This window comes from Acidobacteriota bacterium (assembly GCA_040754075.1).
Taxonomy (GTDB): Bacteria; Acidobacteriota; Blastocatellia; order UBA7656; family UBA7656; genus JBFMDH01.
Window position 1 is genome coordinate 19,111 of the sequence record JBFMDH010000022.1, and the last position, 12,814, is coordinate 31,924.

At 48.2% G+C, this 12,814-nt stretch carries 10 protein-coding genes; 7 read left to right on the top strand and 3 right to left on the bottom strand.

From position 1 onward, the window contains the following. Nucleotides 1-91 precede the first annotated feature (91 nt). The 6 genes from AB1757_20950 (at nt 92) to AB1757_20975 (ending at nt 8,097) form a co-directional block, all read left to right on the top strand. Nucleotides 92-2,014 (top strand): HAMP domain-containing sensor histidine kinase, encoded by a 1,923-nt coding sequence (locus AB1757_20950; protein ID MEW6129521.1) that lies wholly within the window; start codon nt 92-94, stop codon nt 2,012-2,014. A gap of 61 nt (nt 2,015-2,075) precedes the next feature. Continuing rightward, complete coding sequence (locus AB1757_20955) at nt 2,076-2,765, top strand: response regulator transcription factor (protein ID MEW6129522.1); 690 nt, start codon at nt 2,076-2,078, stop codon at nt 2,763-2,765. 108 nt (nt 2,766-2,873) lie between these two features. Further along, nucleotides 2,874-3,809, top strand: a complete 936-nt coding sequence (locus AB1757_20960; GenBank protein ID MEW6129523.1) for a DUF4956 domain-containing protein — start codon at nt 2,874-2,876, stop codon at nt 3,807-3,809. A gap of 100 nt (nt 3,810-3,909) precedes the next feature. After that, nucleotides 3,910-4,728, top strand: coding sequence for a crotonase/enoyl-CoA hydratase family protein (locus AB1757_20965; GenBank protein ID MEW6129524.1), 819 nt, complete (start codon nt 3,910-3,912; stop codon nt 4,726-4,728). A gap of 121 nt (nt 4,729-4,849) precedes the next feature. After that, on the top strand, nt 4,850-7,618 hold the full coding sequence (locus AB1757_20970) for a UvrD-helicase domain-containing protein (protein ID MEW6129525.1): 2,769 nt from the start codon (nt 4,850-4,852) through the stop codon (nt 7,616-7,618). Nucleotides 7,619-7,710: 92 nt separating this feature from the next. After that, the gene (locus AB1757_20975) at nt 7,711-8,097 is read left to right on the top strand and encodes a DUF1801 domain-containing protein (GenBank protein MEW6129526.1); all 387 of its coding nucleotides are present in this window, start codon (nt 7,711-7,713) and stop codon (nt 8,095-8,097) included. Between the two features lie 19 nt (nt 8,098-8,116). Here AB1757_20975 and AB1757_20980 read toward each other — a convergent pair whose 3' ends face one another. The 3 genes from AB1757_20980 to AB1757_20990 all read right to left on the bottom strand — a co-directional run bounded on the left by AB1757_20980 (nt 8,117) and on the right by AB1757_20990 (nt 10,085). Beyond that, nucleotides 8,117-8,431, bottom strand: coding sequence for a hypothetical protein (locus AB1757_20980; GenBank protein MEW6129527.1), 315 nt, complete (start codon nt 8,429-8,431; stop codon nt 8,117-8,119). Between the two features lie 75 nt (nt 8,432-8,506). Continuing rightward, nucleotides 8,507-9,859, bottom strand: a complete 1,353-nt coding sequence (locus AB1757_20985; protein MEW6129528.1) for an MFS transporter — start codon at nt 9,857-9,859, stop codon at nt 8,507-8,509. Between the two features lie 76 nt (nt 9,860-9,935). Continuing rightward, nucleotides 9,936-10,085, bottom strand: a complete 150-nt coding sequence (locus tag AB1757_20990; GenBank protein ID MEW6129529.1) for a hypothetical protein — start codon at nt 10,083-10,085, stop codon at nt 9,936-9,938. Nucleotides 10,086-10,562: 477 nt separating this feature from the next. Here AB1757_20990 and AB1757_20995 point away from each other — a divergent pair, with 477 nt between their 5' ends. Continuing rightward, a complete protein-coding gene (locus tag AB1757_20995) occupies nt 10,563-12,806 on the top strand; it encodes an AMIN domain-containing protein (GenBank protein MEW6129530.1) in 2,244 nt (747 codons plus the stop codon). Nucleotides 12,807-12,814 lie beyond the last annotated feature (8 nt).

Below are 12,814 nucleotides of genomic sequence, written 5' to 3' on the forward strand. Positions count from 1 at the left end.
CAAACCTTTCATGATGTCTCATTCAATGTTAAGAATGTAAAATTTTCGCGGCTTTCAACACACCGCGAAAATTGTGCGCTATAATCGCGCTATGAAATTTGGGAAGCGCAAACCACCGGTGATTTTAATGATTACGGTGGCAATGCTTGCATTGCTTCCGGTGCTTGCGGTTTTGCAATATCGCTGGATGGGCAAAGTCAGTGAAGCCGAACGCCAACGTATGCAAAGCAATTTGCGTGAAGGCGCAAGCAAATTCACCCAGGATTTTGACCGCGAAATGGCGCGCGTATTTTTCGGTTTTCAATGTTCGGCAACCACAGAGGCAGAACTCGGCGCAGGGCTTGCTGAAGCTTACAGGCGGTGGTCTGAGGAAACCGCTTTTCCGCAACTCGTGAGTGGCATTTATCTGGTGGCGATGAATGAACATCAACAACCGGGTTTGCAGCGCGTCAATCCGGCAACCGGACAATTGCAAACCAGCGATTGGACAGACAATCTCGCGCCACTCAAAGACCGTTTGCAAAATTATTTTCATAAAACGCCGGTAAATCTCTCTGCGACTGAGATATCGAAAATCAAATTGCCGGGACTGAAATCCGATGGCTTGAAGATTTTTAGAAACGAATTTGAACCCGTGCAAAGCGATGTGCCGGCGTTCATCATTCACAACTTGCCGACCAAAATGGAAGGCGATTTTGCCATCCTGCCTTTTCAATCGCGCAATCTGACCATCATCACTTTGAACCTCGACTATCTTAAACAAGAGATGATTCCCCAACTTGCCGCGAAATATTTTTCCGGCAACAGCGGATTGGATTACAACCTGACCATTCTTGATAAAAATGTGCCACAAAAAATCATTTATCAAACGGATACGGCATCAGTACCACCAACGGAAACCAGTGATGCTTCCGCCAATCTGTTCAGCGTGCGTTTGATGGAGATGAATTCGGTCGTCAGAGCGCGCAGCACCGAAACCGTTGAAGATAAGCGCATAGATAGTAAAAAGACCAGTCACGTTGCAGTTCAGGTTATCAGCAGCGACAGCCCGGAACTGTCCGTCGGCAAACTCACAGAGAATGCCCTGCTTGCGGCAAACAGCGGCAAATGGCAACTGCTGTTGCAACATCGCGCCGGCTCACTTGGCGCGGTCGTCGAAAGCGCCCGCCGTCGTAATCTCGCTATCAGTTTCGGGGTGTTGATTTTGCTATCCATCAGCATCGCCCTGCTCATCATTTCAACCCGTCGCGCCAAACGTTTAGCCGAACAACAGATGGAATTTGTTGCGGGCGTTTCGCATGAACTTCGCACCCCGCTTGCCGTCATTCGCTCGGCGGGCGAAAATCTTGCCGACGGTGTCATTGATGAAAAAAATCAAATCAAACGCTACGGCTCGTTGATTGCCAGTGAAGGACGCAGGCTCACGGAGATGGTCGAACAAATTCTCGAATTTTCCGGCATTCAAAGCGGCAAAAAGAATTACTCACTGATTCCGACCGATGTGAGTGACATTATCGAACACGCTATCGCTTCGTGTTTGCCGATGATTGAAGAGGGCGGCTTTGAACTCAAGAAAGAAATTGCCGAAAATTTACCGGCAGTCGCGGCAGATGAAGCGGCGCTCAGTCGTTCGATTCAAAATCTGCTAACCAACGCCCTGAAATATTCCGACACCCATCGCGTCATTGAACTCAAGGCAGGCGTTCATAAAACCGCCAGAGGTCAAGAGGTGCGCCTCACGGTTTCGGATAAAGGACTAGGGATTGCCGCTGAAGATTTACCGCATATTTTCGAGCCGTTTTATCGCGGTCGCGAAGCCGTCGCTTCGCAAATTCACGGAAGCGGTCTTGGACTGAGCCTCGTCAAACAAATTATCGATTCGCATCAAGGGCGCATCACAGTAAGCAGCGAAGCCGGTAAAGGCAGTTCATTTACCATTCATCTTCCGGTTGCTAAAAGTTTGGAGTCTGGAGTCTGGAGCCGTGAGTCAGTTTCAGAAACCCAACTGACTTAAAACATTTATCGAATTATTTTTTGACTCCAGACTCCAGACTCTCGACTCTGGACTTTTACTTATGAGTAAACGTTTACTTTTAGTTGAAGACGAACCGGGGTTGGTGCTGACGCTCACCGACCGTTTGATTAAAGAGGGCTTTACGGTCGAATCGGCGCGTGATGGGGAAACCGGGTTTGAACGCGCCGTCAATGAAAATTTCGATTTAATTATTCTCGATGTGATGTTGCCGCGCAGAAACGGTTTCGATGTATGCCGCGATTTGCGGCAACGCGGTGTGCAAACGCCCATCATTATGCTGACGGCTCGCGGGCAGGTGGTTGATAAAGTTGTCGGTCTTAAACTTGGAGCCGATGATTACCTCACCAAACCTTTTGAAATGCTTGAACTGCTCGCGCGGATTGAAGCCTTGCTCAGGCGCGCTCCGGCAATTGACGCTCAGGTGAATTCCGAAACTTATCAATTCGGACAGGTGCGCGTTGATTTTCGTCGCGCCGAAGTTTTTTTTGATGATAAACCGGCTGAACTTTCCGCCCGCGAATTTCAATTGCTCAGATATTTCATCGAACATCGCGGCAATACGATTTCGCGTGATGAATTATTGAATGAAGTTTGGGGCTATAACGCCATGCCTTCGACGCGCACGGTTGATGTGCATATCGCCTGGCTCCGACAAAAGCTCGAACCCAATCCGCGACACCCGCAATACATTCTCACCATTCACGGTCTCGGTTATAAATTCATCGGCTGATGATGTTCGTCTACAGTTGCTGAACGACATATCGCTTTTGAACCTTTCCTTTTGCTGTTCAAGCAATCAGTCTATAAAATTCATAGTTGAAACGATGGAGAATAAAGAATGCCTCTATACACCCTATTTGATTGGCAAATCGGTTGGCAGTTGAAAAAAGAGAAGGGCAAAGTTACGGCGCTCGTTCGGCTTTTCATTTTTTTTATTTTGATTGCGAACGCTACGCCGTTGCCGGCACAAACCGATGATGGTAAAGCGAAAACCAATCCGCCCGCAATCAGCGCCGGGAATGCAAATCAAGAAGCTCATGCCAATCAGAATGAATCTTTTTTTTCAAAGTTGTTTGGCTCGCAAGCCTCTGCAAACGGTGTAGAAGAAAGTCTGTCGCTACACGTCACCAAGATTGCCATCAGTTTTTTGTTAGCTGCCCTGCTGGCGGCGGCGCTCGCGTATCGTCCGCGTAAAAAGATGATGGTATCGCAAAACAACCCTTATGTTGCGCAGACCCAAATTCTGCTTTCGGTCACAGCGGCAGCCATGATGATGATTGTTTCCGATAATGCGGCGCGCGCTTTTGGAATTTTCGCCGCAGCCTCTTTAGTGCGCTATCGCACCAACATTCGTGACCCGAAAGAGACCAGCGTGCTGTTAGCCTGTCTGGCTATTGGTTTGGCTTCGGGCGTCAGGCGTTGGGAAATCGCCCTGGTGCTGACGATTTTCATGATGTTGTTGTTGATGCTTTTGGAATCCCTGGAACCGAAACAGGTTTTTCGCACGATGGAACTTAAAATCAAATCCCGCAATGTGGAAAAGACCGATTTGATTTTAAAACGCATCTTTAAAAAGCGGAACATTAAAGCCGAGTTGCGCAAGATTGATTTACCCGACGAAGAGAATAGTTTTGGCAGCCTTCTCTATTTTATCAATGTTCATCCGATCATCAGCACAGACCGGTTAACCGATGATTTTTTTGCAGCCGACCCTGATAACATTGATAAAATCGAATGGCAGCAGAAAAAGAGCCAATCTTACATCTATCGCTGATGGATGAGCTTTATTTTCCCGGACGGCATTGCAAAACCTTTGAGTTCTCATTCAGGCAAATCGTCACGCGATAATTTTTCTGGCAAGGAGCGCCTAAGCAATGGATTCAGAATATCAATCATTAACCGTCATCCGACAAAATCGCATCGCTGAAGTTACCCTCACAGGACCCGGCAAAGGCAATGCGATGGGACCGGATTTCTGGCGCGAGCTACCTCAGGTTGTCGCGCAACTTGAACGCGACAACGAAGTTCGCGTCATCATCGTTGCGGGCGCGGGCGGCAATTTCAGTTACGGACTCGATTTGATGTCGATGACTTCCGAAATTGGCGCAAAAGGCGCTAACCTTGCTGCCGAACGCACCGCATTTTTAGATAAACTTTATGAATTACAGAAAGCCTTCGATCAGGTTTTCTTCTGTCGCAAGCCGGTCATCGCAGCCGTTTCGGGTTGGTGTGTCGGGGGCGGCGTCGATTTGATTTCCGCCTGTGATCTGCGCGTTTGTTCCGCCGATGCCAAATTCAGTGTGCGCGAAGTGCGCGTCGCGATGGTCGCCGATTTAGGCAGCCTGCAACGTTTGCCTTACATCATCGGTGAAGCAGCGACCCGCGAACTTGCCTATTCAGGCAAAGATATTGACGCGCAAAAAGCTTTAAAACTCGGTCTCGTGAGCGAAGTTTTCGCGACGCCCGATGCCACGCTTGAAGCCGCGCGCGCCTTAGCTCACGAAATCGCTGCCAATCCGCCGCTTGTCGTACAAGGCATCAAACAAGTGATGAACCATCGCATTGCCAGCGAAATCACCGAAGGGTTGCGCTACGTTGGCGCATGGAATTCTGCTTTTCTGCACTCCGAAGATTTAATCGAAGCCATTCAGGCATTTCGTGAACGCCGCGCGCCGGAGTTTAAAGGAAGATGATTTCCAGTAGGCAGCAGGCAGCAAGAAAATCCTGTTTTAAGAATTGCTCATCAAATCAATAGAGTAAAACTGTTTAATCTTAATTCCTGAAACTGCCTACCGCCTACTGCCTACTCTTGTTATGAATTGGACACCTGCACAACGTGAAGCAATTGAAACGCGCGGGCGACGGGTGCTGGTTTCTGCCGGTGCAGGCTCTGGTAAAACCCGTGTGCTGGTTGAACGTTTCCTCGCGTTGCTTGAAGAAAATATTGATTGGCGGGTTGCCGACATTGTCGCGGTAACCTTTACGGAAAAAGCGGCGCGCGAAATGGTGTCGCGCATTCGCCGCGAAATCCGCTCGCGTATTGAACGAAGCGCGGATGCAACGGAACGCGCGCGTTGGCGTGAACATCGCAATGCTCTGGATTCGTCGCGCATCGGCACGATTCACGCGCTTTGTGCAGCGATTTTGCGCGCCCATCCCGCAGAAGCCGGACTCGACCCGGCATTTGAAGTGATCGAAGAAATCGAAGCCTCGCGTCTGCTCACCGAAGCGATTGATGAGGTGTTGCTCGATACGGTTCGCAGCCTCACAGCCGAGGCTGAAGTTTTTTCTTATCTGACCCCTTTTCAAATTCGTGAAGTCTTGCATTCACTCATTGCCCAAGGTGAACGGGCGCGTCGCGCTATTGCATTGTTTGCCGACCACACACCGGAAGACCTGCTTAGGTTTTGGCAGGAAATCATCAATGAACAGCGCCGTCACGCAATTAGAAATTTATTTCATCAAGACCTCTGGCGAAACGCTGTCAATACAGTAATGAGGCTTGCCGCACTTGATGCAAGCGATAAACGCGAACAACTTCGGGCACAGGTTGCAGAACTGTTAAGCTTCATTGAACAGAGCACCCCTGAAGAAGGCATCGGGTTGCTTCTCAATATTAAATCCACCATTAAATTGACCGGCGGTTCAAAAAATAACTGGGCATCCGTAGAAGAGTTTGAAGCGGTTAAAGAGGCTTTGCGAATCATCCGCACGATGATTGAAAACGAAGCGATTTTTGAACTCTGTTTGAATGAACTCGACGCGCAGGCGGCTCGTGTGGCTGTGCACCTTGCGAAACTTTACACGAAGGTTCGCGCGCGTTTTGCCGAACTCAAAGACGAACGCGCTGTGTTGGACTTCAATGACCTCGAAGAAATCACCGAACGCCTGCTTGCTTCACACCAAGAGGTTCGCGAGTTGTATAAAAATCAAGGTTGGCTTCGCGCCTTGATGGTCGATGAATTTCAAGACACCGCGCCGATTCAAAAAAATATTCTCTGGATGATTGCTCCGGCTTCCGCAGAACTCTTCATCATCGGCGATGCCAAACAATCGATCTATCGTTTCAGAGGCGCGGATGTCACGGTGTTTCAGGATGTGCGTTTGGAATTTGAAGCAAGCGACGGACACATCGTCGGCATGGACACTTGCTTTCGCACTCACACCCGATTGATTGATTTCGTGAATCACCTGTTTCCACAAGTGTTTTTGCAGGAAAGTCGTTACGACACGCCGTATGAAGCCATGCAAGCAGTTCGCGAAGCGGCGCATGACCATGCGGCTATCGAGATTCACATCATCGAAAAAGATAAAGATGCGGAGGTAAAATTAACCACCCATGATTTACGCATCGTTGAAGCCCGTTTGATTGCTGAACGCATTCGCCAACTTATCGACAGCGGCGATGTCCAGGTTGCTGATGAACAGGGAAATCCGCGACCCGTTGAGTACGGCGATATTGCTTTGCTTTTTCAAGCCTCGACGAATTTTGAGCTTTACGAAAGCGCACTTGCCGATGCCGGCATTCCTTATGTGACGGTTGCCGGAAGAGGATTTTATGCGCGCCAGGAAATCACCGACATCAGCAATTTGCTGGCGTTTCTCGCCAATCCACTGGATAACCTGAGTCTGGCGGCGGCGCTGCGTTCACCGATGTTCGCGCTGTCGGATGAAACGCTTTTTAAACTGCGAAGCATTGATGCAACATTGTGGACAAGCCTTTGCGAAGACCACAAAGACCTGCCCACTGATCAACAGGAGGCTTTACGATTTGCGCGCGAAACTTTACAAAATTTGCGTTCACTGGTTGGGCGCGTCTCTCCTGCCCAACTATTAACTCAGGTGGTGCGCCAAACCGGTTATCTCGCGACTTTGATGGCGCTCCCGCATGGCGAACGTCGCGTCGCCAATGTTGAAAAATTGATTGAACAGATGCAGGCGCTTTCGACGCTCACACTTGTTGAAGTTGTTGAACGCATCAATGAATTGAAATTCCGCGAAGCCCGCGAAGGCGAAGCGACGATAGAAGAAACCGGCGCGGTAAAAATTATGACTGTGCATAAATCAAAAGGGTTGGAGTTTCCGATTGTCTGGATCGTTGATGCGGCTTATGCAGGCAACTCTGATAAAGCGATTTTCGCTACCCATCCCGATTTAGGCGTCGCCGTTAATTTGCGCGATGAAAAAGAGATTGACAGAAAATCGGCTCCTGTAGCCGCTTTCAGGTTGATTAAGCGAATCGAAGCGCAGATGGAACGGGCAGAAAAGAAGCGTTTGCTCTATGTCGCGGCAACCCGGGCGCGCGACCATCTGATTATTTCCGCATCGCTTGGTCGCCTGAACCTGACAGGCGAACACTGGCTTGGTCTCCTGGTTTCGGCGCTCGGCATTGAAGCCAATGAACCGCGGGGGCAGATTGAATATGAATCCGGGTTCATTGATATTCATTGGCACAACGCCGAATCGTGGATTGATTCCGAAGGCATGAATCAGCATAAAGCACAATCCCTACAAAAGGATTTGACTTCGGCTGCTAAGGATTCCTCTTTACAGTTTCCTCTCCTCAGTCGCATCTCAAAATAAACACTCATTGTTTTAAGAAAACTATTTTGTAGGGGCGGAATTGCTCTTATATTGGCGTGGTGGGTCCCCATATTTTTTCTGGTGAGGAGTGTATGGCGACCAGAAGCCGATATAGTAATTTCAATGATGTAGATGAATATTTGTTAGCTCTTGACGAACGCCGCCGTTCGTCCCTTGAAAAGCTACGCGCGATTATTCGCCGCGTTGCGCCGCAAGCCAGAGAAGTGATGCGGTTTAATATGCCTTATTACGAATACAACGGCATGCTTTGCGCGTTTTCTGCTCTGGAAAACCAACTCCGTTTTTATTTGCATGAAGGGTTAGAGTTGGAAAATTTTCAACCGGAACTTTCCGGCATTGAAATTCGCAAAGGCTGCATTCGCTTTCAGGATATTTCCGAAATACCCGAAAGTCTGATTGAGCGAATCGTTAAAGAAGCGGTGTTGACCAGTGAACAGTTAAACAATCAAACGCACTAAAATCGAAGACATTAATCTTTTATTCGTTTTTCAGCAGGTCGGCGCGGGCGTTATAAACGTGACCGCTTGCCCTTGAACTATCGCCAAACAGGGCATAATGGCTGCGCAAGGTCGGCACCACATCAATCAACCGTTTACCATATTTTTGTTTGAGGATGGCAAGGATTTCCTCGAATCGTTCGTAAACTTCCCATCCCGTCCATTCCCGCCAGACGATTAAATTGCCGTAACAGATGAGGCTCTCCCATTCCAGTTGGTCCCAGACGAAAATTAATTCATTATCTCCGGCAATATCCGGCAACTGGTCTGGTGAATGTAAAGTTATTTCCTGCATAAATCTTTTTGAAAGAGAGTAAATATTAAGGTCGCAAGCGCGATTCTTGCGACCTTATATTTACCGCTTCTCGATTTAATCCCCGAAGCTTTCGCGGACGGCGTTTGAGGGGACGCGGAATTTTGCGAAGCTGATGGCGATGAGCCACCACAGACCGGGCGTTGCCGACAGCAAACCGGACACGATGATTGCCTGTAGCGGGGTTATCGAATTCAATAACCAAGTCGCCACGCCCATTGAAAAGGTCATCATGCCAAATTCCAACGAGCGGTCAGTGGTAAACACCCGTCCGCGATAATCATCAGGTAAGACGCGCATCACCATGGTTTCCTGCACCCCGAATTCCAACCCTAACAGGAAACGACTGGCAGCAATAAATGGCAGCATGGTAAATAAGGATGACATCAAACCCGCTGCCGCAAATAAAATTCCATGCGCGAGCAACGACCAGCCGATGAAGTAGGCAGCCTTTTTCTCTTCGACGAGATAATCTCCGGCACGACGCGCCAGCACCATGCCTAAAAATACTCCCAAGCCTGCCGAGGCAAACATCGCTGCAACGCTCCAGTCGCCGCGTTCCCCGATTTTGAAAACGTGCCCACCGATTTGCTCGAATAAAATATTCGGCATCCCTCCGCCAGTTGCCCAGGCGATGTTGACTAATATGACCGCACGCACAAAAGGCGTTGCCCAGATGTATGACAGACCTTCGCGCAAATCCGCAAAGAAATGTATCTTAGGTTTTTCAGTTGATGCTTGATTTGTAAACTGATTAACCGTCAACGGATTGACATTATTCTGTTCATTAGCGGATAACAGATTTTCTTCAACCGGTTTGCGCATCTTCGCCCCGGATATCGGCGCGATAAACAATGCTGACGCAATAAACGAGATTGAATTCACCACGAAAGCCGTCGTGTAACCAAACTGCGCCGCTACCAGTCCGCCGAGCGCCACACCCAAGGTGTATTGCAAAAAGCGATTTGAAAGCATGAGAACATTAGCAGTAAGCAATTCACGCGAGTTTACGATATTGGGAGTTGCTGCGTTTTTCGCCGCATCAAAAAACATGGTGAGCGACAGCATCACAAAGCTGCAAAGAATAATGACCCACACCTGCCCGTATGCCATCGCCGGAATATAAACGATGGCAATCGCTGCGCGCAGTAAATCGGTGATGATCATTATTTTTTTGCGCGGCAGACGGTCTGCACACACCCCTGCAAAGGGCGCGACCAACAGAAAGGGAAGCATACGCGCCGCCATCAAGGCGGTGGTGGCGATTGCCGAACCCGAAAACATTCTGACGAGTCCGAGTTCTGCAATAAATGAGAACCAGTTGCCGAGTTCACTGATGACCTGACCTGACCAGAGCCGTCGAAAATCTTGATTGTGAGTGAGCAATTGTTTATAGGTTGCCGAAGCCATAACACTCCTGAAAATTCAAAAGCCGCCAACATCAAACTCGATGCTGGCGGCTTTCGTGCTTGAAGTTTTTTATCTTTCACGGTTTTTGCAAAACCTGTTTTTCCAGGTGAATTGAGCGCACCATTCGCCAGTCTGCGGACTGGACGTAAAGCGGTTGCTCAGTACAAACGAGTTGTACAGCGACGCTTTTAGCGGTTTCCGTAAGTTGTGCGGTAAAGCTTTTCATAAGACTTTCTGTGTAACCCAAATTGGCTACGCAAATTTTTGTACCGTTGTTGCAAAAAATATTTCGAGTCACCAAGATAGATGACTGGAGTTTGCCTGTCAACATTCGTAATCGTCTCAATTATTTTTGGGGGTTTTATCAAACCCAATTTTCCTCATTCCTTTGATAAATCATACTGACGATACAAAATTTCGGTTGTGATTGGTTAAGTTACCCAAACAGGTAAAAAGTATTGAGTTGGGTTGATGCCTGGCATATGATGGAAACGGGGTTTCAGAGTGTCGATTATCTGTAATGAAGGTCTCTGCCCTCTCTATTGTGCGGGGTTGCCCGTTAGGCTATGATAATGCCTCCTCAAACGTTAGGCTTTGCAGCTTGGTGGGAAGCAATTTAGTAACCGAGTGCCTGGCATTGTCGAATGCCCCTTTGTGGTTCATTAGCCTTAACTCAATCAACCAATTTGTGTAGGAGCGAGCAATGAAGGTCTGTTGGAAACAATTAACGCTTGCTGTTAGTCTTTTTTTCTTTTGTATAATCGCTGTTCAGGTCAACGGTGACCGCACAAAATTTGGAGAAAGCCGCAGCGTCTTATTACCATCGGAGGCAATTATTGATGAACGTTGTTTCCCGGTTTTAACTGTCAATGGCAAGGTTGGGTTCATCGCCTCTGCGACGACAGGTTCAGCCCTGTCGTTTAGCACAGTAACGGGCAGAATCATGTCTTCGGTAGTGGTGGGCGAAAACGCTGGAGCTATTTCCCTGGTTGAAACCGACTCTCGCCGGTTGCTCGCTGTACCGGCAGTCAATGACCCTGAACATGATAAACCTGCAAGTGTTTCCATAATTGATGCCACCAGACCCAAAGAATTGGAAATTGCCGCGCTGACGATTTTGCCGAAAACCGCTCGCTTAACGCCTGCCTCGCGCGCTCATCTGACTAGCGATGGACGCTTTGGTCTGATTGCTTCAAGTTTCAACCAATCAATGCTCTATTCATTCAGCACAACTACCGGACAAATCATCGGACAATTAACCCTTGCGGGACAACCATCGGAGATCGCTTTACGAAATGTCGGAGCTAATCACTTTATTGCCGTAGCCAGCGCAGCAGCCAATACGCTTTCAATCATTAAACTCGACGCGAACGGACTTTTAACTCAAATATCAACATTTGCGCCTAAAAATGCACATTTTGCTGAATCAAACAATCCTGCGCTAAGTATTGACGGGCGTATTGCCTACATCGCTGCGAGCCAAGGTGAATCCCTGTTTGCGATTGAGGTTACGACTGGCGAATTGCTCAGCACCTTGAAAGTGTTTCCCTCACCACAGCGAATTTCGCTTGCCCGAAATCAAAATCGCGAAGAATTAATCGCCATCACTCGCACGCATTCAACAACTGCTAATCAATCTGGCGGCGTGATGATTGCTGTCGGTTCCAGAGGCCAACTACAAGGGCGAAGCATTTTCGACCCGCCGGAGCCAATCGAGTTTTCTGACATCAATAATGTTGTATTTAATGATGATGCTTCGTTGGCTTTCGTGGGCGCAAAAAGCGGGATGCTTTTTGCATTCAATACGGCAACCGGTGAATTGCATTCGCATCTTTTGCTCGGCGGGGAATTGATGAGCATTGCTTTTAATGGCGCTGCACAGAAAATTATTGCTGCAAAACGCAATGCCCATCGTGATGAAATTTCAATTATTGATTTCGATTTCGTCAGTTCTCAAGAAACTGATGAACGTATTTTAAAACCGGACTATTCACTAGCTGAGAACCTGACAACTCCTTCTCCAAATCCACCTGCTCTCTCCAGCAATCGCTCAACGATAATGACGCCGGTATCCAAAGCCATTCCGAGGGTGACAATGCGCGATGGCGCGGGCAATCAAATTCAAATTGATGCCTCGCGTGTGCGCTTCCGTTCTAGCAAAACTTTGGAAATTGCTTTGGATGGAAAGCTGACCGAACTTATTGAACGCGGCGGCTGGAAATTTAATGTGAGAACCGCGTCAACCGATGAAGCGAAGCCTCAAGGAACTCGTGCCGCGCCGCAAATCAGTCGGGTTATTATTAAGCCTGCGAAGAACGAAGCAGGGAATTTGCGGATTAAAATTGGCGGTTCAAATTTTCAAGAAGGCAATGTTGTTGAATTCATTAAGGCTGGAGCCGTTTTATTCAGGCAAAAACCTGACAGTTTAACTACTGATGAATTGCTGATAAAAATTCCCGAACATAAATACCAATCGCTAGGGCTTTTCAGCCTTCGGGTTATCAATACTGCAAAACTCGCCTCAAACACCGTCGATGTCGAGCCTTTTAATAGGGAAACGATAGCCAATGCTGATGCGCAAATACTAAATAAAACCAGGGAATTTCCTTTGCCGTCGTCATCCATCGTTGGCAGCATCAGCGCCAAAGCGCTTGGCAACGGCGTCCAGGTATTCGTAAAAACCAATACCCAAGCCCAGTATTCAGATTTCACTTTGCGCAATCCTTCACGCATTGTTGTCGATGTCATCGGAGCAGAAAACGCTATTGGATACAAAACTCTGCGGGTCAACTCATCAGCTATCTCAAAAGTGCGAGTTGGTCAACCATCCGATGGCGTCGTGCGCATCGTTCTTGATGCATCGCACAACGTTCCTTATAAAATAACTCACAACCGTGGCTTTTTGATTATTACAGCGGGTGAAGCGGCACTCTTCGCAGGCAAATAAGCTATCTA